The organism is Sphaerisporangium melleum, from assembly GCF_014646695.1.
Classification (GTDB): domain Bacteria; phylum Actinomycetota; class Actinomycetes; order Streptosporangiales; family Streptosporangiaceae; genus Sphaerisporangium; species Sphaerisporangium melleum.
In genome coordinates, this window is the sequence record NZ_BMNT01000004.1 from 16,721 (window position 1) to 38,473 (window position 21,753).

A 21,753-nucleotide genomic window follows, 5' to 3' on the forward strand; every position below is an offset into this window, starting at 1 on the left:
CTATGGTCTGGTCACCGATTCAAATCACCGGAGAGGGAACGGGATGAACTTCTGCCTGAGTGATCTCGTGCCTCCGCTTCGCTGGAGTGACGCGACGGGGTTCGCGCAGCTACGGGACGCCCCCGGCCTGCCGGACGCCTGGTGGCGCTCCGTGCCGCTGAGCCGGGTGTTCGCCGTGCTCGGCCCCGAGGCGCTCGGTGAGCTGATCACCGAACTGGCCACCGAGCACTGGCCGGCCGCGGCCGTGGGCGACATCCTGCCCGCGCTGCACGTCATGGACCCCGACGAGGCCGACGAGCCGCAGGTCTCGATCGCCCTCGACCGCGTCGGCTCCTGGACGGGCCTGCTGGCGCTGACCGGCCGCGAGCTGGCCGACCAGCCGTTCATCCGGGCGCGCCCGGTGCTGACCGCGCTGTTCACCGCGGTGTTCGCCCGCCTGGCCCCGGCCGGTGAGCAGTCCGCCGCCCAGCCCGGCGGCCCGGCCGAGCAGGCCGCCGCCTCCGCGGCCTCGGCCTCCGGCGGTTCGGCCAACGGGGCGGGGCGGCTCTCCGGCACGCCGCCGCTCGCCGCCGCGGACTCCGCGAGCCCCGCGAGCCCCGCTGGTTCCGCGAACACCCCGAGCTCCGCGAGCTCCGCGGCCTCCAGGCAGGCCGAGCCGCTTCCCGTCCGTCCCCCCGCGCCGCCGCTGCCCAAGCGGCGCACCAACCGCGTGGACGCCGGCGACCCGCTCGGCCTGGCGGCCGCACGCCTGGCCGAGGCGGCCCTGCAGCAGCAGGCCGGCGGCGGCCCGAGCGGGCCGCGCCCGTCGATGTTCACCCCGCCGCCGCGCGGCGACCGGCCCTCACTCGCCCCGCCCGAGGGCCTGGTGCCGCCGGAACTGCCCAAGCGCGGCAAGGAGGCCCGGCCGCTGGGCCTGCCCGACTCCGGGCCGCCTCCCGGCCCACGCCCGTTCGTGCCCGAACCCGAGCCGTTCGAGGCGCCGCGCCCGTTCACCACCGGCCCCGGGCCGTTCGACGCCGGACGCGGTCCCTTCGACACCGGCCCCGGCCCGTTCGGGACGGGAGCCCGCCCGGCCGCGAGCGAGCCGCCGGCGCCCCCGGCGCTCCCCGACCCGCTGGCCCCGGCTCCCGACCCGCTCGCGCCGCCACCCGTGCCGTTCCCGCCGCCCCCCGGCACGCCCGGCCCGGTCCCCGACCCGCTCGGCCCGGCGACGACCGCCGCGCACTCCCAGGCCGCCGCCTCCCCGGCCGCCGACGCCGCCGTTCCGGCGCCGGCCGAGCCCGCCGCCCAGGCCGGCGACCGGCCCGAGGAGCCCGACGGCGCCGAGCCCGCGAAGGACGCCGAGCCCGTGCCCGCGAGCGCGGGGGCCGTCCCGGACGGCGGGACCAATCCGAGCACCGACGAGTTCGCGGCCGACGGCGGCGAGTCCGACATCGCGGCGCTCATCGACGCCGCCTTCGCCGACCTGGACGACAAGACGTGGGCGGTGGCGCAGAACCACGTGTTCACCGACACCCCGGCCGCGCCCGAGGAGCTCGCCAAGCTGTTCGCCGTCACTCCCGAGGAGATCGTCTCCCTGGAGGAGGAGCTGCGCGCCCGGCTGGCCGCCTGGCTGGACAGTCCGCAGGCCGCGCCGTACACCCAGCACCTGGAGAAGCTCCCCGGCACGCTCGGCGTCGCCGCGCCCAAGTCGCGCCTGATGGGCGCGGCCGGCTGGCACGGCAGAGAGCTGCGCTCCCTGGACGTCCCGGCCTGGCAGTTCGTCCTGGCCACGCTGCCCGGCTACACCGTCCAGGACGACTGGCTGGTGGCGGGCGACATCGCCGAGCTGCGCGACCAGACCTGCGCCCTGATCCTCAACGCCGACCGGCCGCCGACGGTGGCCCGCGCGCTGGAGCTGGTCTCGACCCTGGGCATCCACCCCGAGGTCGCCAAGGAGTGGCTGGAGGACGTCCCCCAGCTGCGCATCCAGAGCTCCAAGAAGCCCGCGAAGAGCGACACCGGCGAGACCGCGGAGCCGGACGGGGCCACCCCGGCGCCGTCCGGGCTGAAGGACGTGTCGATGACCCGCAGGTGCTTCAAGCACCCCGACGGCCTGTGGTGGCTGCGCATCGACGTCACCTCCGAGCATCTCGTCGGGGGCGAATGCCCGCTGCCCAGCGGGTTCGCCGCCTACCTCGGGATGAGCCCGGGCGACGGCCGCACGGTGAACGGCGCCGCCGGGGACGTCAACCTGACCTGGCAGGCCCGCCCGGCCATCGACTCGCTCGGCCCGCTGCTGCAGGAGATGGGCGCCCAGCCCGGCGCCCACCTGTTCCTCACGGTGGCCGAGGAGGACAAGGTGCTGCGGGCCCGGCTGGTGCCGGCGGCGGCCGCCGACCTCGACCACAACAGCAAGGCGCTGCGCCTGGCCGGGCACACCGGCAAGGACAGATCGGAGTCGCTGGAGGAGACCATCCGGGTGCTGGCCACCCGGGTCGGCATGACCGGGCCGGTGGGCATGCCCGACCTGCTGAACCGGCTGCGCGAACGCGGGGACCGCGACCTGCTGTCCCTGCTGGTCTGACGGGAGCCGCATGCCCCGGCTCGCGATCGCTCCCGAGGTCCTCGCGGACCTCGACGCGTTCACCCGGCCCACCCGCCGGGACGCGGTGATCGCCATGCGCCGGTTCCTGGAGCAGACCACCACCGCGCCGCATCCCGAGCGGGTGCGCAACACCCGCGACCCTCGGGTGGCCACGCTGTGGCTCGCCGACGGGTGCCGCGCGGTGGTGGTGCGCCAGCGGGACGTGTACTGGATGCTCACCGTGCTGCCCGACGCCGAGGCGTGGTCGTACGCCCAGCGGCACCGGTTCTCGGTCAACGCCGCCATCGGGGTCGCCGAGGTGTGGGACGCCGAGGCGCTCGAACGGGTCGAGCCCGCCCTGCGCCGCTCGGCCGGCTCCACCGGGGAACGCCTGTTCGGCCACGTCCCCGAGACCGACCTGCTCGAGCTGGGCATCGACGCCCTGCTCGTCCCGCTGGTCCGGCTGATCACCACGGACGTCAACCTGGAGGCGCTGGAGCCGCTGCTGCCCGAGAGCCAGTACGCCCCGCTGTGGGTGCTGGGCCGGGGCGGCTCGATGGCCGAGGCCCGGCAGGCGCTGGACGCGCAGGCGGCCGTCCCGCCCGGCGAGGCCGAGGTGGACGTCACCGACCTGCCCGCCGCGCTCGAACGCACCCCCGGCCGGGCGGCGTTCGTGCCCGGCCCGGCGGACCTCGAGCGTGTGCTGTCCCTCCCGCGCTGGTGCACCTTCCTCTCCCCCGCGCAGCACCGGCTGGCCCACCAGAGCGAGTACGAGGGGTCGGTGCTGGTCACCGGCGGGGCCGGCACCGGCAAGACCCTGGTCGCCCTGCACCGCGCCGCCCACCTCGCCCGCGCCGGCGAGGGCCGGATCCTGCTCGTGACGTTCTCCCAGGCCGTGGCGGCCGACGTGGCCGCCAAGCTGGACGTGCTGATCGAGGACCGGCAGGCCCGCGAGCGCATCGAAGTGGGCAACGCCGAGCGGCTCGCCCACCGCATCGTCGCCGAGGCCGAGGGCCGTCCCCCGCTGCTGGTCGGCGGCCCCGACCTCGCCACCCTGTGGCAGGAGGCGGCGGGCATCTGCGGCGACCTGCACAGCCCCGCGTTCCTGCTGCGCGAGTGGGAGCAGGTCATCCTCGCGCAGAACCTGTGCACCCTGCAGGAGTACCTCGCCGCCCGGCGGCCCGGCCGCAGCGTCGAGCTGGACGACGAGGAACGCACCTACGTCTGGAAGGCCATCGAGCACGTCACCGGGCGGCTGCGCGCCACCGGCAGGCGCACGCTGCTCCAGCTCGCCGCCGAGGCGTCCATGCTGCTGGGCCGGGACACCGGCGACCTGCTCGGCGACGACGCGCCGCGGCGGGAGCCGTACCGGCACATCGTGGTCGACGAGGCCCAGGACCTGCACCCGGCGCAGTGGCGGCTGCTGCGCGCCGCCGTGCCGCCCGGCCCGGACGACCTGTTCATCGCCGGCGACCCGCACCAGCGCATCTTCGACACGCGGGTGGCGCTGAGCACGCTCGGCATCAAGGCCGAGACGCACCGGCTGTCCATCTCCTACCGCCTGCCGCAGGAGATCCTCAGCTGGGCGGTGCGGCTGCGCGGCGGCGGCCCGGCCGACGGCCTGGTGGACGGGGTCACCGAACTGGTGGGCTTCCGCGCCACCCACCCCGGCCGGCGTCCCGAGGTGCGCGAGTACACCTCGCCGGAGGCCGAGCTGGCCGGGCTGGCCGTCCTGGTCACCTCGTGGCTGGGCGACGGCGTGCCGTCCGGCGAGATCGCGGTGGCGGCGCGCACCGGTGACATGGTCAAGGAGGCCAAGGCCGTGCTCGGCGCGGCCGAGGCGAGCGTCCGGGTCAGCACCCTGCACGGGCTGAAGGGCCTGGAGTTCCGCCGGGTCGCGCTCGTGGGCGTGGCCGACGGCGTGGTGCCCGCGGCGGACACGCTGACCCCGGCCGCGGAGGATCCGACGGCCCGTGCGCACGACCTTCAGCGGGAGCGTGGCCTGCTCTACATGGCGTGCACCAGGGCGGCGGAACGCCTCTATGTGTCCTATTCCGGCCGCGCAAGTCCCTTCCTGCCACCGTGACCCAATAACCTGAACTGCGGACAAGAGCGAGTCATCCCGACTCAAGCCCCATGCCGGTTGGACCCCCATGAATCTGAGCCTTAGCGATATCGTGCCCCCCCTGCGCTGGACAGCTCCGAGCCAGGTGGAGCCGATCGCGCGCGACCCCCGTCTCCCCGACGCGTGGTGGCAGGCGCTCCCCCTGGACCGCGCCTGCCTGATCGCCGGAACCGCACAGGTGGCGGGACGGCTGGCCGACATGGCCATGACCTGCTGGGGGCATCTCCCCCTGGGCGACATCCTGCCCCTGCTCCGGATGACCGACCCGGACAAGTCTCTGAAGACCCCGCAGTCGCGCGAGGAGGTCTTCCCCCTGTTCGCAGGCGTGCTGTCGCGGTTGCTGGCCTCCGAGACCGGCACCGCGCCCGCCGACGCGCCCCCCATCCCCTCTGCGGCGACCGCCGCGGCGCCCGCGGCGACCGGCGCCGGGGGCGCGGCCGAGCGATCCCTGCCGGAGCTGATCGACGGCATCTTCGCCGATCTGGACGAGCGGCAGCGGGCCATCGCCGCCGACCGCGTCTACGCCGAGCGGCGGGTCACGCTGGACGAGCTGGCCCAGCGCTTCTCGGTCACCCGTGAGCGCATCCGGCAGATCGAACGCGACCTGCGCGACCACGTGCAGGCCAGGCTCGCCACCCCCGAGGCCACCCCGCTCGCCGCCCACCTGGCCTGGCTACGCACCAGTCTGGGCTCGGCGGTCCCCGGCGAGGACCTCGCCGCCGCCGCGCCCTGGCACCGCGCCGAGCTCGGTACGCTTCGCCTGCCCGCCTGGCGGTTCATCCGCAACCTGCTCACCGGGTACGAGCAGGCCGACGGCTGGCTGGTGGCCGGCGGCGCGGAAGAGCTCAAGGAGAAGACCCGTCAGCTCTTCACCGACGGCCCGGTGAAGCTGCCCGAGGCGGTCGGCATGGTCGCCCAGCTCGGCATCCGGGAGGACGTCGCCGAGCGCTGGCTGGCCTCGGTGCCGCACCTGCGCATCCTGGAGGGCCACGTGGTCCCCTGGCCGCGCAGTGTGAACGAGAAGGCCGAGGCCGTGCTCGCCGTCGCCGAGAGCCCGCTCAGCCCCGAGGAGATCCAGAGCCGCATCGGCGAGGACTACAGCCTGGTCGGCATCCGCAACCAGCTCACCGCCGACGACCGCTTCCTGCGCGTCGACCGCAACCGGTACGGGCTGGCCCGCTGGGGCGGCGAAGAGTACATCGGCATCCGCGAGATGATCGTCCGCGAGATCGAGCGGGCCGGCGGCGAGGCGTCGGTGAACAGCATCGTCGCCAACCTCACCACCCGCTACGAGGTCAGCGAGAGCTCGGTGCGCGCCTACGCCGGGGGGCCCGGGTTCGAGCGCACCCAGCGCGGCTGGATCCGCGTCGCCGCGCCCGAGCAGGCGGAGCCGTACCAGCCGCGCCGCGACGTGTCGATGACCCGCCGGTCCTTCCGCAGCCGGGACGGGCGCTGGTGGCACCGGGTGGACGTCAACGCCGAGCACCTGCGCGGCTCGGGGTCGCCGCTGCCCACCGGCTTCGCCGCCCACCTCGGCATGGCCCCCGGCGGCCAGCTCACCACCTCGACCCCGTCCGGGGACGTCATGATCAGCTGGCACAACCAGCCGACGATGGGGTCCATCCGGGCGGTGCTGGCCGACTACAACGCCGGCGAGGGCGACTCGATCTTCCTGACCGTGTCGGACGGCGGCGAACTGCTCACCCGGTACCTGCCGCAGGCCGCCACCGGGCTGCCGCCGATCAACATGGCGCTGCACCTGATCGGGTACACCGCGCCCGTCGCCTCGGAGGCCGAGGCGCTGCGGCTGATCGGGGCGCGCATCGGCCTGCCGGAAGGCGCCTCCCGCGAGGAGATCCTCACCCGGCTGCGCGAGCGCGGCGACCGCGACATCCTGGCCTTCCTCGACCCCGAGGCCCCATGACCGAGATCGGCCGGGGACACGGGGTGATCCATCGCCTAAGCTCGGTGGCATGCTGCGGTTGTATGACACCCGGACCAGGCGACCCGAGACGATGGTCCCCGAGAACGGCCGGGCCGTGCGCGTGTACACCTGCGGCCCGACCGTCTACCGGTTCGCCCACGTGGGCAACCTCCGGTCCTACCTCCTGCCCGATCTGATCAGCCGGGTGCTCGAACGCCACCATGTGCGCGCGGTGGTGTGCCAGAACATCACCGACGTCGGCCACCTGGTCGACGACGACGCCATCGACCCGACCGGCGAGGACAAGATCCTGCGGCAGGCCCGCGCCGAGGGCCGCTCGGCGCTGGAGATCGCCCGCTTCTACGAGGACGCCTTCCGCCGCGACACCGCGGCGCTCAACATGCGCGCCCCCGAGCACACCCCGCGCGCCTCCGAGAGCATCGATCTGATGATCGAGCTGATCGCCAAGCTGATCGAGATGGGGCACGCCTACGCCGTGGACGACGGCTCGGTGTTCTTCGACGCCCGCAGCTTCCCCTCCTACGGCGAGATCTCCGGCAACCGGCTGGACGCGCTGAAGCCCGGCCACCGCGTCGAGGGCGTCGACCCGCGCAAGCGCTTCCACGCCGACTGGGCGCTGTGGAAGGGCACCGACCGCGACATGACCTGGGAGGCCCCGTGGGGCCGGGGCTTCCCCGGGTGGCACATCGAGTGCTCGGCCATGTCCCTGCGGTTCCTCGGCGAGCACATCGACGTGCACACCGGCGGCAAGGACCTGCGCTTCCCGCACCACGAGGACGAGCGCGCCCAGTCCAACTCCGCCGTCGGCCACGACGTCGTCAAGCACTGGGTGCACGGTGAGCACCTGCTGTTCGACGGCCGCAAGATGGCCAAGTCCACCGGGAACGTCGTCCTGCTCTCCGATGTCGTCGACGCCGGCCTCGACCCCCTGGCGGTGCGCCTGGCCTTCCTGGAGCACCGCTACCGCCAGCAGATGAACCTCACCTGGGAGACCCTGCACGCCGCCGACCGCACCCTGCGCCGCTGGCGGCAGCGCGTCGCCGAGTGGGCCGAGTCCCCGAGCCGGCCGATCGCGGCCGACCACGCCCGCCGCGTCCAGGACGCCTTCGACGACGACCTGGACACCCCGACAGCGCTGCGGGTGCTGCGCGAGCTGGAGCGCGACGAGTCGGTGGCGCCCGGCTCCCGCTTCGAGACCTTCCTGCACCTGGACCACGTCCTCGGCCTCGACCTGTCGGCGGACATCGGCAGGCCCCCCGCCGTACCCGTCCTGCCGCCCGGCGCCGCCGAGCTGCTGGAGGCCCGCGCCAAGGCCCGTGAGGCGAAGGACTGGTCCGCCTCCGACCGCCTCCGGGACGAACTCGCCGTCCTCGGCGTCAAGGTCACCGACACCCCCCAGGGCCAGACCTGGTCCTGACCCGAGCGGACACCCCTCGCCGGGCCCTCGAACCTGCACGCGCCTGGAGCGCCGGTTCGTTACAGTGCTCCGGCATGACTGACATGTCCTTTCTGGCAGACACGCGCGCGGGATACAACGCCATCGCGGGCGACTACGTGGAGATGGTGAAGGGCGAGCTGGCCCCGCCGGTGGATCGAGGGCTGCTCACCGCGTTCGCCGAGATCGTGCGGGCCGGTGGCGGGGCGGTGGCCGACCGGGCCGACGGCCGGTCGGCCGGGCGAGGGCCGGTCGTCGAGGTGGGGTGCGGGCCGGGGCGGATCACCGCGCACCTGCACGGGCTGGGGGTGGACATCTTCGGCATCGACCTGTCGCCGCGGATGGTGGCGATCGCCCGGGAGACCTACCCCGGCCTGTGGTTCGAGGAAGGCTCGATGACGGCGCTGGACCTGCCGGACGGCGGGCTGGCCGGGCTGGTCTCGTGGTACTCGCTCATCCACATCCCACCCGAGCACCGGCCCGGCGTGCTCGCCGAGTTCCACCGGGTGCTCGCCCCCGGCGGTCACCTGCTGCTCGCCTTCCAGGTCGGCGACGAGCCGGTGTCCTACACCGAGGCGTTCGGCCACCAGGTCTCGCTGGTGTTCCATCGTCTCTCCCCCGACGGCATCGCCGGCCTGCTGCGCCGGGCCGGTTTCACGGTGTCCGTGCAGATGCTGCGCGAGCAGGGCGAGCGCGAGAAGACCCCCCAGGCGTGCCTGCTCGCCCGCAAACCCGCCTGATCACGCGTCCGGGCGCCCGTCTGGCTATCTTGGCGGCTAGAGACACCCGTCGGATGGAGGTTCGGTGCCGAACCAACGGTCATTTCCGAAGCGAGCGGCCGGCCGATTCAACTCCTGGGTCCTGGCGATGCGTTCCTCGCCTCGCCTGGGCCGCCTGATCAGGAGGTATCTCACGGTGGTCACCTACACCGGACGCCGCTCGGGACGTACATTCAGCACACCCGTCGCCTTCCGGCGCGCGGGTGACACCGTCACCATCGACGTCATGCTCCCTGACTCCAAGACATGGTGGCGCAATTTCGCGGACCAGGGCGGTCCGATATCGCTGGAGTTGGACGGGGTCGACCGCACCGGGCATGCGGTCGCCCACCGTGGCAAAGCGGGCCGGGTCGTCGTCACCGTCAGTCTGGACGCCTGACGTCACCTGCCCGGCTTTGGACGCCGCGAACCGCCGGGGGCCTCCGGTACGGGGGTCATCCGGTCGCGGTCGGCGGGGTGAGCAGTGTGGGGGTCGCACCGATGATCTTCAGCGGCGCCCTGCCGTAGCGTTTCGGCAGCTCGCGGGTGGCTTTGGCGACGTCGCTGGTGCCGACCTCGACGGCCGCGCCGTCCGGGAGGACGGCGATCGAGGTGATCGTGATGCCGCGGGCCGCCCAGTACGGCACGTCCGCGGTGACCCGCCGCGCGATCTTGTCCAGCTCGCGGGCCGAGTGGGCGGCGTCGCGCGGCCTGAGCGGCGCCCCGGGGAACTCCCTGCGCAGGGCGGCGTCCAGCGCGGCCGACGGGCGCCGGTAGACGATCACCTGACGGCCGCGCACGTCGAGGACCACGCCCGCGTACTGGCCGGGGAAGCGCTGCCGCAGGTAGCCCTCGACCCGGCCCGCGAGGGCGGCCAGGTCCTGCTGCCCGCTCGTCCCGGAGGGCCGGGAAGGGCTCGGCCCCACGGACGGGGGCCCGGCGATCGCGGGGTCGCCTGGCCCCGGCGCCGGCGTTCCGGGGCCGGGTCCGGGGGCGCCGGAGGATGCGGGACCTTCCGGGCTCGGGGCCGGGGTGCCGGCGGGATGGGCGGCGTCACCGCCGGGTGGGGTGGCGGCGGCGCAGGCCGTCGTGGCGGTGAGCACGCAGCCGAGGAATGCGACCGCCGTTCTCGTGCGATGCTTCCCGTTCATGATGATCCTCCTGACCGGACCGGGCTCTCGCGCGCCTGACGAAGATAAGACGAATATCCGGGACGGACCGTTCACCGTTATTTCACCCGGCGCGGCGTTCGCGAGGATCAACGACCCCGCCTTTCCCGGGACTTGTCCACTCGTCAGATCGGATGTCGCCCGCCCCGCGATCATTTTGCCAGGAGGCGCGGGCGGGAACCCGGTCAATGGGAAAGAAGGTTCACCGGGAAAACAAAGAGGCCGGTGGGTGAACACCGGCCTCTTTTTCGATCAGTACCGCGTCAGCTGGTCAAGATCGCGATTCCCGGGAAGGCGGTGGTCGCGTTGCTCCACGGCGCGTAGTACATCCGCCAGGCGCAGGTGCGGCCACTGGTGACATAGCCGGTGCAGGGCACCGCGGTGCTGGTGTCGATGGCGGTGTTCACGCCCGCCGCGTACACCTGCGTGGTGTTGGACGGGTTGACGACCTCCACCGAGCCGCCGCTGTCGCCCTGGCCGACGGCGTTGGTGTGCGCCGACTGCTCGGCCCGGACGGTTCCGTAGATCAGGTAGCCAACGTTGATCGTGACGTTGACCTGCTGCACCTGGATGCTGCAGTTGGTGCCCGAGTAGGCGCCGGAGGTGCAGACCCACAGGCCCACGTACGAGCTGGAGGTGCCGATGACGGGGTTGCCGCCCTCGGTCGACCCCGAGTTGTTGTAGACACGGCCCTGGGTGCTGGCGCTGATCAGGTTCACGTCATAGCTGTTGTTGTCGTAGGAGATCGGGCCGATCACCTGCCCGGTCGGGTCGGTGGCCGTCTGGCCGACGTCGCCGCAGTGGCCGGCGGACAGCATCCTGGTCGACCCGCCGTAGGAGACGGCGAAGCCGGTCGAGCAGCCGCCGCCGGTGCTGGCGTTGCGCCAGGCCGCGCCGCCCCACCAGGGCGAGGAGTCGTCCCAGCGGGAGGTCAGCTCCGGCTTCACGCCGGCCTCCAGGGTGACCGGCACCGCGGCGTCGGCGATCTTGGGACGGGCCAGGCCGAGGTCGGCGCTCGACACCGTCAGGCCCGAGCCGTCGACGTTGGCCGCGATCGAGGTGATCGCGTCGCCGGACTTGCGGGCGAGGCGGTTCATCTCGCGCTCCAGCTCACGCGCCGAGTAGGCCGCGGGCAGGACGCTGACCGGGACGTCCCGGCGCAACTGACCGACCAGGTCCCCGATGCGCTTGGGGGTGCCGCCCTTCCAGTAGACGCGCAGTTCGTGGTTCTCCGGCGCCGCGACGATGCCGGCCAACCCGGCGCCGCCCTGCGCCTTGACCTCGGCCGTGAGGCGGTCGGCGGCCTTGACCAGCTTCTCCTGGGTGGCCAGCAGGTCCTTCCAGGAGGCGAAACCGCCCGGAACCGTGCCGGACTCGATGGCGTGGGCGGTGGTGTCCTTGACCGGTGTCGGGGCGGGGGCCGCGCCGGCCTGGGCGGCACCCAGCCCGACCGTGACCAGGGCGACTCCCATCACCACGGCCAGGCGGCGGGTGACCCGAGGGGCTCGTGTGGTGCGCAGGGGGGATTCCACGGGAATGTTCCTCCGTAGCCTTGCTTGCGGGGACGCATCAGATATTCCAGGCATTTACCGCGTAATCAATGCCTTGACCACGGATTCCCCTGCTGGTAAAGAAGCATTGTCGGTCGGCCGCATGCCGGGTTTCCGGATTCGCCCATAATGCGGTCGGCCACGGAGCACCGATCCACCACCTGCGCTGGCAGCGCGGAATCCCGGCCAATAGATCATTTCCCGCCATGTCCGCTTCTGGACACGACGAATGTCCGCCTCTTTATGATCAGCGGCGGCGGATCTTTCGCTTCGGCCGCTTCCCCGGGAGAATCGCATTCGGCAAACGACTTCGTATAGTCCGGGACCAGCAGGCGAATCGTATGGAAACAGCCTCGGTCACCGGGCGACCGCCCGGATTCGACACGGTGGTCGCCGCTGACGCGGCGGAAAGACGCCTGCGGGAGAACGGCAGAGCCCCGCCGCGCCGGCCCGCGGGCCGGCGGGGCGGGGCCCCATCGAGACGGTCAGCCGGTGAGGACGCGGGTCTCGCCGATGGCCATGTCCCACAGGTCGGCGCGGTCGCGACCGGCCGCGATCCAGGCGGCGCGGGTCTCCTGCACCGGGGCCATCAGCGGCTCGCCGGACAGGACGAACGTGCCCCAGTGCATGGTCGCCATCCGCCGGGCGCCCACGTCCGCGCACGCCTGCACTGCCTCGGCCGGATCCACGTGGGTGACGTGCATGAACCAGCGCGGCTCGTACGCGCCCACCGGCATGAGAGCGAGGTCGATGCCCGGATAACGGTCGCCGATCTGCTGGAAACGGTCACCGTAGGCGGTGTCGCCCGCGAAGTAGACGCGCTGGTGCGGAGAGGTCAGCACCCAGCCGCCCCACAGGGACTTGCAGGTGTCGAAGAGCGTCCGGCGGCTCCAGTGATGGGAGGGCACGAAGTCGAAGCTCACCTCGCCGACGCTGACGCTCTCCCACCAGTCGAGTTCGGTGACGTTCGTGAACCCCCGGCGGGTGAACCACCGAGCCAGGTTCGCCGGGACGAAGACCGGCGTGTGCCTGGGCAGACGGCGCATCGTCGGAGCGTCCAGATGGTCGTAGTGGTTGTGGCTGATCACGACGGCGTCCACGGGCGGCAGGTCACTCCACGCCAGGCCGGGCGGGGTGAGCCGCTGCCGCACACCCGGGATCTTGCGCGACCACACGGGGTCGGTCAGCACGGTCAGCCCGCCGATGCGCAGCACGTAGGTGGCGTGGCCCACCCAGGTGATCGCGGCGTCCTTCGCGGTCACCGGGGGCAGACCGGCGCGCAGCACCGGGATCTGGTCGACGTCGCCGATGTCCGGCCGGAGCCCGCCGTGCCAGGTGACGCTCACGATTTCGCGATAGTCGGGCAACGGGCAGGTCAGGCGGTCCTTGAAATCGGCGGGAAAGGTCCGGCGCGGTGGCGGGGCGATCGGCTGAGGGGAAGGCGTCACCGGCGGTGACGGTGGTGACAGAGGTGCCGGTGGTGACACGGTCTGGACCGGCGGAGTGTCCGGGGAGACCTCGGGGCTGACGGTACGCGACATTGAGACCCTCCTGTTCGTCACCGAGTGGAGGCAGGTTGTTCCGTAGGGGAATCACCACTCCTGCTGCATGATCCCCCGTGTGCGAAAAACATGCCTCAGCCGTACGAGGTATCCGTCATGTCCTCCCGGATGCCGACCGGATCGCCGGAAAGCTCCTCCACAGTGTGCCCGTCAGCGGGGTAACGACTCCGATTGCGGTCTCCCCGCCCGGTCCAGGGCGCGGCGCCGCCAGCGGACCGGATGCCGCTGATACCCCCCGTCCTCCAGGTGGGCGAGGCGTTCGAAGACGTTCCACGACGCGGGATGGCCGCAGATCACCAGCGACACCCCGGCGGCGAGCACGTACAGGACCAGCAGCGGCAGGCCGACGCAGTAGGCGTACTGCGTGGCGTGCCGGGACTCGTGCCGCAGCAGCGCCCCGGTCAGGTAACCCTCCCGCTGGGCGGTCAGCACGACGTTGCCCACGGTGAACGCCCCGGCCACCGGGAACCGGACGCGGTACCCGTGGGCGTACAGCAGGCCATGCTCGCCGCGTCGCACCCTGGCCCGGCCGATCACGGCGATGAGCAACCCGAGCGGCGTGGACAGGTTCAGGAAGTTCACGACCTGCCGCGCCCGGTGCCGACCGCGCATGACTCGATTGTCGCTCAGTGCGGAGGCGGACGGTAGACGCGAGCTGTCAAGGGCGGCCGGACGGCGGTGGCGACCCTCCCGGATCAACGGACCGGCCTCGCTCCGCTGAACGGCGGGGGCCGCAACAGCCACGACCCGGACGAGGGGATGAGCAGGACGGCGGCCACCAGGGCGATGGCCCCGCCGCAGAGGTACCAGTAGCCGGCGGGGGTGGCCGCGACGATCAGGTCGCCCTCGGCGCGTTCGACCGCGAAGGCCAGCGCGGCGAGCATCCACCCCGCGCCGGGCACGAAGGCACCGAGCTTGCTGCCCATCAGCCGGCCGGCCGTGTAGAGCAGGCCGAACAGCAGCAGCGACAGGGCGATCGGGACGGGCGGCACCAGGTCGCCGACGCCCCACGAGTGCTCCAGCCCGGACACCACGCCGAAGACCACGCCGAGCACGAAGAGCGTCCCGTACGCGGCGCCGGTCACCGCGGCGTTCTCGGTCTCCTCCCCCTCGTCGGCCGCCCATGGCGGCACCTCGGCATGCGCCGTGTCCGCAGGGAAGGCGCCGGCCACGGACCGCTCGTCGCCGAGGGCGCCGTCGGGGGCGACCCACGGCTCCGCCGGGGAGACGCCGCCCGGCCCCGCGGGGTGGGCGTCCCCGTCGCGGGGGGCGTCGGCGCGCCGCCCATCGCGGCGGGCATCGGCCCTGGCCGGACGGAACGCGTCGGCCCTGGCCTGGTCTTCGTCCATATTGCGAAGGCTAGCCGATGCCCCCGGCGAGATCGTGTCAAGGCTGGGCGATGCCCGCGAAGAGATCGTCCTCACGGTCGCCCGGCTCGCCGAGGCCCCCCTGATCGACCGATAGCTGCCGCCCGGCCGGCCCGCTGGCGCCGATCTTGAGGATGTAGTGCTCGATGCCCTGCGGCCACGGGCTGTCGCCCTGGAACGAGGAGAACCACGGGTCGCTGAGATCGATCTGCGACCGGTGGGCGCGCATCGCCTCGAGTTTGACCTCGGCGTACGCATGCGCGTCGATCACCGTGGTCACCTCGGAGTCTTCGGCGCCGAACGGCAGGTCGCCCGACTCACCGGGGTCGGGGAACTCGACCCCGGCCTCACGCATGGCCTCGCCGATGCGCCGCAGGAGGGACTTGGGCATGGTGGTGAAGTAGAACTTGGCCACCTGCCACGGCTCGCCGGCGCCGAACGCCGGGTCGGCGGCCAGCTCGGCCGCCCGCCACGAGACGCGGTGGGCCTGGATGTGGTCGGGGTGGCCGTAGAAGCCGTTCTCGTCGTAGGTCACCAGCACCTGGGGCCGGACCTCGCGGATGATCTTCACCAGCTCGCCGGCCGCCTCGTCCAGGTCGGCGCGCCAGAAGCTGTTCGGGTGGTCGTTGGCGGGGGTGCCCATCATGCCGGAGTCGCGCCAGCGGCCCGCGCCACCGAGGAAGCGGTGGTCGTCGACGCCGAGCGCCTTGCAGGCGGCCTCCAGCTCACCGACGCGGTGCTCGCCGAGCCGGTCCTCCTTGTCGGCGGCGAGGTGCGCGAGATCGGGCACGACGATCTCGCCCTCTTCGCCGAGGGTGCAGGTGACCAGCGTGACCTGGGCGCCCTCGGCGGCGTATCTGGCCATCGTGGCGCCCGTGCCGCTGGTCTCGTCATCGGGGTGGGCGTGCACCAACAACAATCGACGATCGGTCATGGCCCGAGGCTAGCCGACCACACCGACAAACAGGCTTGCCCATGAGCCGACCTGGCAGGATGAGGGCATGAGCCAGAGCTTTCCCCGTCTTTACGCAAGGACCCGTCGTTTCACCCTGGGCATCCCCAGGGGGTTCACGATCACCCCGGACGGCGGGCGTGTCGTCTTCCTGCGCAGCCGCTCGGGCACGGACCCGGTCACATGCCTGTGGGAGCTCGACCTCACCTCCGGCGCCGAGCGCCTGGTCGTCGATCCGGCCGATCTCGGCGCCGCCGACGAGGACCTGCCCGCCGAGGAGCGGGCGCGCCGCGAGCGGGCCAGGGAGCAGGCCGGCGGCGTGGTCGCCTACACCACCGACGCCGCGGTCACCACGGCCGTGTTCGCGCTCTCCGGCGGCCTGTACGCGGCCGACCTCGCCGCGGGCTCGGTGCGCCGCCTGGACACCCCCGGCCCGGTCGTGGACCCGCGCCTGTCCCCCGACGGGTCCGTGGTCGCGTACGTCACCGGCGGCGCCCTGCACGTGCAGGAGCTCGCGAGCGGCGCCGACCGCGCGCTCGCCACGCCCGAGGCCGACGGGGTGACCTACGGCCTGGCGGAGTTCATCGCCGCCGAGGAGCTCGACCGCATGCGCGGCCACTGGTGGTCCCCGGACGGCACGGCGCTGCTGGTCGAACGGGCGGACGAGTCGCCGGTGCAGGTCTGGCACATCGCCGACCCGGCCAACCCGTCCCGTACGCCCACCGCCGTGGCCTACCCCGCCGCCGGCACGGCCAACGCCACCGTCGAACTGGTGATCCTCGGGCTGGACGGCTCGCGGGTGCCGGTGCCGTTCTCCGACGAATACCTGGTGAGCGCCGCCTGGGACCGGAACGGCCTGTCGATCGTCACCATGCCGCGCGACCAGAAGGCCATCCGGGTGCATGCCGTGGACCCGGCGACGGGGGCCTCGGAACCGGTCCGCGAGGACACCGACCCGGCGTGGATCGACGTCGTCGGCGGCGTCCCCGCCCATCTGGCGGACGGGACGCCGGTGTGGGTGGCCGACGCCGAGGGCGGCCGGCGGCTGATCGTCGGGGACGCCCCGGTGACCCCGCGGACCCTGCAGGTGCGCGACGTCCTCGGCGTGGACGGCGGCACCGTGCTGTTCCGGGCGAGCGGCGACCCCACCGAGATCCACCTGTGGACCTGGTCCGCGGGCACGATCTCCCCGCTCACCGAGGAGCCCGGCGTGTACACCGGCCTGCTCTCCAGCGGCACGCTGCTGATCTCCGGCCAGACCCTGGCCGGCCCCGGCACCACCGTCCAGGTGCGGCGCGGCGACCGCCGGGTGCACATCGCCTCCCTCGCCGAGCGCCCGGCCCTGGAGCCGCGCGTCTCCCTGGTACGCACGGGCGAGCGTGAGCTGGCCACGGCCGTCCTGCTGCCCAGCGACCACGTCCCCGGCTCGCGGCGGCTGCCCGTCCTGATGGACCCCTACGGCGGCCCGCACGCGCAGCGGGTGCTGGCGAACGGCCGGGCCTTCCTTGAGTCGCAGTGGTTCGCCGACCAGGGCTTCGCCGTGATCGTCGCGGACGGCCGCGGCACCCCCGGGCGCGGGCCCGCGTTCGAGCGCGAGGTGCTGCACGACCTGGCGACCCCGGCGCTGGAGGACCAGGTGGACGCGCTGAAGGGCGCCGCCCAGCTCTACCCCGACGACCTGGACCTGAGCCGGGTGGCCATCAAGGGCTGGTCGTTCGGCGGTTACCTCGCCGCGCTGGCCGTGCTGCGCCGGCCGGACGTGTTCCACGCGGCCATCGCGGGCGCTCCGGTCACCGACTGGCGGCTGTACGACACGGCCTACACCGAGCGTTACCTGGGCCACCCGGACGAGCTGCCGGACGTGTACGACCGGTCCTCGCTGATGGCCGACGCCGAGAAGCTACAGCGGGCGCTGCTGCTCATCCACGGGCTGGCCGACGACAACGTGGTGGCGGCGCACACCCTGCGCCTGTCGTCTGCGCTGCTGGCCGCCGGCCGTCCGCACACCGTCCTGCCGCTGTCGGGTGTCACGCACATGACCCCGCAGGAGGTCGTCGCCGAGAACCTCCTGCACCTGCAGGTCGACTTCCTCCGCAAGTCCCTGGGCGCCTGACCGGCCCCCGGCGGGGCGCGCCCCGGTGAGCGCCCCGCCGTCCCGGGCCGGCCGCATCCGACCGGCGCCGGGCCGTACCAGATCGCGCCACGCCGGACGCGGCCACTCCCGGCCAGGTCGACGGAACGCGATGACGGACGGCGGTCAGCGGGGAGTGCCGTGCCAGCTCTCCCACAGGGCGGCGTACGCGCCGCGCGCCGCGACCAGCTCCTCGTGCGAGCCCAGCTCGCTGACTCGGCCGTCCTCGACCACCGCGACCCGGTCGGCGTCGTGCGCGGTGTGCAGCCGGTGCGCGATGGCGATCACCGTGCGGCCCGCCAGGACGGCGGCGAGCGAGCGCTCCAGGTCGCGGGCGGCGCGCGGGTCGATCAGCGAGGTCGCCTCGTCCAGCACCAGCGTGTGCGGGTCGGCCAGCACCAGCCGGGCCAGCGCGATCTGCTGGGCCTGCGCGGGTGACACCGCCAGGCCGCCGGAGCCGACCCGGGTGTCCAGGCCGTCCGGCAGCGCATCGACCCAGTCGAGCGCGTCGACGGCGGCCAGCGCGTCCCGCACGGCGGCGTCCTCGGCGTCCGGCCGGGCGATGAGCACGTTGTCGCGCAGGCTGCCGCGGAACACGTGGTGCTCCTGGGTGACCAGGGCCACGTGCCCGCGCAGCTCGGGAAGCGGCAGCTCGACCAGCGGGACGCCGCCGACCTCGACCGCCCCGGTGCGCGGCCCGTGGATGCCCGCCAGCAGGCGGCCCAGCGTGGACTTGCCCGCGCCGGACGGGCCCACCATGGCGAGCCGCTCGCCGGGGGCGATCTCCAGTGAGACGCCGTGCAGCACGTCGTGGCCCTCGCGGTAGGCGTACCGGACGTCCTCGGCGGTGAGCCGCTCGCCCCCGGGCCGCCGGTCGCCCGCGCTGCGGTCGTCGGGGACGCCGGCCACGCCGAGCAGCCGGGCCATGGACGCCCCGCCGACCTGCAGCTCGTCCACCCAGGACAGCAGCCGGTCGAGCGGGTCGATGAGCTGCTGGACGTACAGCGTGGCCGCGGTGACCTGGGCCAGCGCGACCCAGCCGTTCAGGTAGAACAGGCCACCGGCCAGCAGCGTCGCCACGATGGGCAGCACGTAGCCGAACTCCACGGCGGGGAACCACACGGTGCGCAGCCTCAGTGTGTAGCGCTCGGCGGCCCAGGACCGGGCGATGTCCCGGTCGGTGCGCTCGTGCCTTGTGCCCTGCAGGCCGAACGCCTCGACCGTCCTCGCGCCCTCGACCGTCTCGCTCAGCCCGTCGGTCATCTCGGCGTACGCGGCGTTCTCCCGCAGATAGCCGTCCCTGGCCCGCTTGAGGTACCACCGGGTGCTGATCCACAGCAGCGGGACGGCGACCAGCGACGGGAGCAGCAGCAGCGGCCCGACCAGGGCGAGCGCGCCCAGCACGAACGCGCCGGCCACCACGGCGATCAGCGTCTCGGGGACGGCCTGCCGCACGGTGCGCGACAGCGCGTCCACGTCGCGCGAGGTGCGGGTGACCAGGTCGCCGGAGCCCGCGCGCTCGACGGTGGACAGCGGCAGGGCGAGGACGCGGTCCACGAACTCCTCGCGCAGCTCGGCGAGGACCTTCTCGCCGAGCTTGGCCGAGACGTAGACGGCGAAGCGGATCAGCACGGCCTGCACGGCGATGAAACCGGCGATCGCCAGCGCGATCTGGTCGACGTTCACGCCCGTGCCGTCGCGGACGCCCTCGACCAGCTCGCCGAGGAGCCGTGGCCCGGCGAGCCCGGCGACGGCGGCCAGGCCGTGCAGGCCGAGCGCGAGCGCCAGGCGGCCGGGGTACTTCAGGGTGAGCCGCCGCGCGTAGGCCCGCACCTGGGCCTGGTCGGCGACCGGCAGAATCTGTCTCTGGGCGCTCATGTCAGCCCTCTCCGCGGGTCACGGTCGCGGCGTACTCGGGGTCCGCGGTCAGCAGGGCGCGGTGGGCGCCTTCGGCGCGCACCCGGCCGTCCTGCAGGAAGATCACGGTGTCGGCGCGGTCGAGCACCAGCGGGCTGGTCGTGCAGACCAGCGTCGTCCGGCCCTGTCGCGCCTTGGCGAGCCGGTCGGCGATGCGGGCCTCGGTGTGCGCGTCCACCGCGCTGGTGGGCTCGATGAGGATCAGCACCTCGGGGTCGGCGAGCAACGCCCTGGCCAGGCGCAGGCGCTGCTGCTGACCGCCGGAGAACTCCCGGCCCGCCTCGGCGATCTGGGAGTCCGTCCCGTCGGGCAGCGCGTCGACGATGTCCTCGGCGCAGGCGGCGTGCAGGGCCTCGCGCAGGTGGTCCGCGTCGGCGCGGCCCCTGACGTCCAGCTGGTCCGCCAGGCGCCCGCCGAACAGCCGGGCGGCGTTGTCGGCGACCAGGATGCGGCTCCTGACCTCCCGGGTCGGCAGGTCGGCGAGCGGGACGCCGCCGAAGGTCACCTCGGCCGCGGTGTAGTGGCCGAGCCGCTCGGCCACCGCGATGGCGTCCTCGGGGACGGCGCAGGCCAGGGCGGTGAACCGGCCGTGTTCCAGCGTGACGCCGGAGGCGGCGTCCACCAGGTCGCCGCCCTCGGTGGTGGCGGTGCCCTCGCCGGCGATCTCGGGGTCCAGCGACAGGATGCGGACGACCCGGCGCGCGGCCACGTGGCCCTTGGTGAGCCGGTCGGCCGCCTCGGTGAGCGTGCGCAGCGGGCCGACGAGGAACAGCGCGTACCCGTAGAAGGAGACCAGCTGGCCGACGGTGATCGTGCCGTCGAGCGCGAAGTGCGCGCCGCGCCAGGTGACGAACGCGATCAGGATGCCGGGGAGCAGCAACTGGGCGCCCTCCAGCGTCGCGTCGATGGAGGCCACCCGGACGCCGGCCGCGCGGACCTGCTGGGACTCCTCGCGGTAGCGGCCGGCGAAGACGGCCTCGCCGCCGATGCCGCGCAGCACGCGCAGGCCGGCGACGATGTCGGAGGCGCGGGTGGCGAGGTCGCCCTGCAGGTCGCGGTGCCGGTGCTGCCTGCGGTGCAGCGGCCTGAGCAGCGGCGTGACCGCGACCGCCATCAGCGGCACGCCGGCCAGCACCATCAGGCCGAGCTGCGATGAGGTGACCAGCAGGATCACCGTGACCGTGCCGATCGCGACGACCGCGCCGACGCCGCGCAGCAGGACGTCCACGGCGTTGCCGATGTTGGCGATGTCGGAGTTGCCGACGCTGATGACCTCGCCGGTGGACAGCCGCTTGGGCAGGGTCGGGCCGAGCCGGGTGGCCTGGCGGACGGTGACCTGGACCGTGCGGTAGGCGGCGGACAGCCAGTTGTAGACGGCCAGGCGGTGGCGCATCACGCCGCCGAAGGCGGTGAGGGCGCCGAGGCCGAGCAGGATCGCCGACCAGCGCACCAGGCTCTCGGCGTCGCGGGCGGTCAGCCCGTCGATCGCCTTGCCCAGGGTCAGCGGGACCATCGCCTGCCCCAGCCACCACAAGATGGCGTAGCCGATGCCGATGAGCAGCGGGCCTGCCTGACCACGCGCGATCCACCACAGGTACCGGAACGGGCTGCGGGCATCGGGAACGCCGGGATCGGCGACGGGAAGTGAGCGCATGACCCCCTCAGGCTGACAGCCCGGAAGGAGCCCCGGCAAACGAATTTCCGGCCGCCGCACCCATTCACCTGCCTGAATCCGGTGTGCGGCCGAAGTTTCCGTGAAGATCTTCCACTTCTCACGATCAGACGTCAACGGCGGTTGACAGACCCTCTGCCGTCAACCTACATTGACGGACATGAGCGATACGGCACAGCTGGCCGCCGACGCCGGCAGCCGCGATCCCGCCGTGGGCCTGCGGGCCGTGCGGGCGTTGCGGATTCTGGTCGAGCGGCTCGAGGCACTCCAGGTCGACAACGCCCGCGAACAGGGCTGGACCTGGCAGGAGATCGCGGTCCTGCTCGGCGTGACCCGGCAGGCCGTCCACAAGAAGCACGCGGGCGGCCGCGGACTGCTACGACGGGAGAGATGAGATGTTCGAACGGTTCCATGCCGACGCCCAGCAGGCCGTGGTCCACGCCCAGCACGAGGCCACCGTCCTGCGCCACGACAAGATCGGCACCGAGCACGTCCTGCTCGGGCTGCTCGCCCAGCCCGGCTCGGTCGCCGCGCGGGTCCTGGCCCGCCACGGCCTCGACCACGACACGGCGGGCGACGCGGTGACCCGCGCACTCCAGTCGCG

At 73.3% G+C, this 21,753-nt stretch carries 16 protein-coding genes and 1 pseudogene; 9 read left to right on the forward strand and 8 right to left on the reverse strand.

Annotated features, from left to right (window positions below; all coding sequences use genetic code 11):
* Nucleotides 1–43 precede the first annotated feature (43 nt).
* The 6 genes from IEY93_RS04310 to IEY93_RS04335 all read left to right on the forward strand — a co-directional run bounded on the left by IEY93_RS04310 (nucleotide 44) and on the right by IEY93_RS04335 (nucleotide 9,229).
* Nucleotides 44–2,566, forward strand: a complete 2,523-nt coding sequence (locus IEY93_RS04310; protein WP_189161639.1) for a hypothetical protein — start codon at nucleotides 44–46, stop codon at nucleotides 2,564–2,566.
* Between the two features lie 10 nt (nucleotides 2,567–2,576).
* Nucleotides 2,577–4,652 (forward strand): UvrD-helicase domain-containing protein, encoded by a 2,076-nt coding sequence (locus tag IEY93_RS04315; protein ID WP_189161640.1) that lies wholly within the window; start codon nucleotides 2,577–2,579, stop codon nucleotides 4,650–4,652.
* A gap of 67 nt (nucleotides 4,653–4,719) precedes the next feature.
* Nucleotides 4,720–6,615 carry a sigma factor-like helix-turn-helix DNA-binding protein gene (locus tag IEY93_RS04320; protein ID WP_189161641.1) on the forward strand — a complete coding sequence of 632 codons (1,896 nt, stop codon included), beginning with the start codon at nucleotides 4,720–4,722 and terminating at the stop codon, nucleotides 6,613–6,615.
* A 49-nt stretch (nucleotides 6,616–6,664) separates the two neighbouring features.
* Nucleotides 6,665–8,053 (forward strand): cysteine--tRNA ligase, encoded by a 1,389-nt coding sequence (cysS, locus tag IEY93_RS04325; protein WP_189161642.1) that lies wholly within the window; start codon nucleotides 6,665–6,667, stop codon nucleotides 8,051–8,053.
* A gap of 74 nt (nucleotides 8,054–8,127) precedes the next feature.
* Nucleotides 8,128–8,811: a class I SAM-dependent methyltransferase gene (locus IEY93_RS04330; protein WP_189161643.1), complete on the forward strand. Its 684-nt coding sequence runs from the start codon at nucleotides 8,128–8,130 to the stop codon at nucleotides 8,809–8,811.
* A 127-nt stretch (nucleotides 8,812–8,938) separates the two neighbouring features.
* The gene (locus IEY93_RS04335) at nucleotides 8,939–9,229 is read left to right on the forward strand and encodes a hypothetical protein (protein ID WP_203967989.1); all 291 of its coding nucleotides are present in this window, start codon (nucleotides 8,939–8,941) and stop codon (nucleotides 9,227–9,229) included.
* A gap of 55 nt (nucleotides 9,230–9,284) precedes the next feature.
* Here IEY93_RS04335 and IEY93_RS04340 read toward each other — a convergent pair whose 3' ends face one another.
* From IEY93_RS04340 to mshB, 6 genes are all read right to left on the reverse strand, one after another.
* Nucleotides 9,285–9,980: a hypothetical protein gene (locus IEY93_RS04340; protein WP_189161645.1), complete on the reverse strand. Its 696-nt coding sequence runs from the start codon at nucleotides 9,978–9,980 to the stop codon at nucleotides 9,285–9,287.
* A gap of 281 nt (nucleotides 9,981–10,261) precedes the next feature.
* On the reverse strand, nucleotides 10,262–11,530 hold the full coding sequence (locus IEY93_RS04345) for a chymotrypsin family serine protease (RefSeq protein ID WP_189161646.1): 1,269 nt from the start codon (nucleotides 11,528–11,530) through the stop codon (nucleotides 10,262–10,264).
* A 503-nt stretch (nucleotides 11,531–12,033) separates the two neighbouring features.
* On the reverse strand, nucleotides 12,034–12,894 hold the full coding sequence (locus IEY93_RS04350) for an MBL fold metallo-hydrolase (RefSeq protein WP_229690848.1): 861 nt from the start codon (nucleotides 12,892–12,894) through the stop codon (nucleotides 12,034–12,036).
* A gap of 366 nt (nucleotides 12,895–13,260) precedes the next feature.
* The gene (locus tag IEY93_RS04355; RefSeq protein WP_189161648.1) at nucleotides 13,261–13,722 is read right to left on the reverse strand and encodes a hypothetical protein; all 462 of its coding nucleotides are present in this window, start codon (nucleotides 13,720–13,722) and stop codon (nucleotides 13,261–13,263) included.
* An 83-nt stretch (nucleotides 13,723–13,805) separates the two neighbouring features.
* On the reverse strand, nucleotides 13,806–14,459 hold the full coding sequence (locus tag IEY93_RS04360) for a DUF6113 family protein (protein ID WP_189161649.1): 654 nt from the start codon (nucleotides 14,457–14,459) through the stop codon (nucleotides 13,806–13,808).
* A 37-nt stretch (nucleotides 14,460–14,496) separates the two neighbouring features.
* A complete protein-coding gene (mshB, locus tag IEY93_RS04365; RefSeq protein WP_189161650.1) occupies nucleotides 14,497–15,411 on the reverse strand; it encodes an N-acetyl-1-D-myo-inositol-2-amino-2-deoxy-alpha-D-glucopyranoside deacetylase in 915 nt (304 codons plus the stop codon).
* 67 nt (nucleotides 15,412–15,478) lie between these two features.
* Here mshB and IEY93_RS04370 point away from each other — a divergent pair, with 67 nt between their 5' ends.
* The gene (locus tag IEY93_RS04370) at nucleotides 15,479–17,542 is read left to right on the forward strand and encodes a S9 family peptidase (protein ID WP_189161651.1); all 2,064 of its coding nucleotides are present in this window, start codon (nucleotides 15,479–15,481) and stop codon (nucleotides 17,540–17,542) included.
* Between the two features lie 144 nt (nucleotides 17,543–17,686).
* Here IEY93_RS04370 and IEY93_RS04375 read toward each other — a convergent pair whose 3' ends face one another.
* Both IEY93_RS04375 and IEY93_RS04380 read right to left on the reverse strand, forming a co-directional pair.
* Nucleotides 17,687–19,438 (reverse strand): ABC transporter ATP-binding protein, encoded by a 1,752-nt coding sequence (locus IEY93_RS04375; protein WP_189161652.1) that lies wholly within the window; start codon nucleotides 19,436–19,438, stop codon nucleotides 17,687–17,689.
* A 1-nt stretch (nucleotide 19,439) separates the two neighbouring features.
* A complete protein-coding gene (locus tag IEY93_RS04380; RefSeq protein WP_189161653.1) occupies nucleotides 19,440–21,131 on the reverse strand; it encodes an ABC transporter transmembrane domain-containing protein in 1,692 nt (563 codons plus the stop codon).
* A 178-nt stretch (nucleotides 21,132–21,309) separates the two neighbouring features.
* On the opposite strand from IEY93_RS04380, the gene IEY93_RS04385 reads away from it, so the two are divergent.
* Together IEY93_RS04385 and IEY93_RS37825 are read left to right on the forward strand one after the other, a co-directional pair.
* Nucleotides 21,310–21,543 (forward strand): RNA polymerase subunit sigma-70, encoded by a 234-nt coding sequence (locus IEY93_RS04385; protein WP_189161654.1) that lies wholly within the window; start codon nucleotides 21,310–21,312, stop codon nucleotides 21,541–21,543.
* A gap of 1 nt (nucleotide 21,544) precedes the next feature.
* Nucleotides 21,545–21,742, forward strand: a pseudogene (locus tag IEY93_RS37825) (Clp protease N-terminal domain-containing protein); the annotation flags it as partial.
* Nucleotides 21,743–21,753: the final 11 nt, after the last annotated feature.

Coding starts and splice junctions, on each gene's coding strand:
- IEY93_RS04335 (WP_203967989.1), top strand. CDS start 8,939: ATGCGTTCCTCGCCTCGCCTGGGCCGCCTGATCAGGAGGTATCTCACG.
- IEY93_RS04370 (WP_189161651.1), top strand. CDS start 15,479: ATGAGCCAGAGCTTTCCCCGTCTTTACGCAAGGACCCGTCGTTTCACC.
- IEY93_RS04385 (WP_189161654.1), top strand. CDS start 21,310: ATGAGCGATACGGCACAGCTGGCCGCCGACGCCGGCAGCCGCGATCCC.
- IEY93_RS04375 (WP_189161652.1), bottom strand. CDS start 19,438: ATGAGCGCCCAGAGACAGATTCTGCCGGTCGCCGACCAGGCCCAGGTG.
- IEY93_RS04380 (WP_189161653.1), bottom strand. CDS start 21,131: ATGCGCTCACTTCCCGTCGCCGATCCCGGCGTTCCCGATGCCCGCAGC.
- IEY93_RS04310 (WP_189161639.1), top strand. CDS start 44: ATGAACTTCTGCCTGAGTGATCTCGTGCCTCCGCTTCGCTGGAGTGAC.
- IEY93_RS04320 (WP_189161641.1), top strand. CDS start 4,720: ATGAATCTGAGCCTTAGCGATATCGTGCCCCCCCTGCGCTGGACAGCT.
- IEY93_RS04360 (WP_189161649.1), bottom strand. CDS start 14,459: ATGGACGAAGACCAGGCCAGGGCCGACGCGTTCCGTCCGGCCAGGGCC.
- cysS (WP_189161642.1), top strand. CDS start 6,665: ATGCTGCGGTTGTATGACACCCGGACCAGGCGACCCGAGACGATGGTC.
- IEY93_RS04315 (WP_189161640.1), top strand. CDS start 2,577: ATGCCCCGGCTCGCGATCGCTCCCGAGGTCCTCGCGGACCTCGACGCG.
- IEY93_RS04355 (WP_189161648.1), bottom strand. CDS start 13,722: ATGCGCGGTCGGCACCGGGCGCGGCAGGTCGTGAACTTCCTGAACCTG.
- IEY93_RS04340 (WP_189161645.1), bottom strand. CDS start 9,980: ATGAACGGGAAGCATCGCACGAGAACGGCGGTCGCATTCCTCGGCTGC.
- mshB (WP_189161650.1), bottom strand. CDS start 15,411: ATGACCGATCGTCGATTGTTGTTGGTGCACGCCCACCCCGATGACGAG.
- IEY93_RS04330 (WP_189161643.1), top strand. CDS start 8,128: ATGACTGACATGTCCTTTCTGGCAGACACGCGCGCGGGATACAACGCC.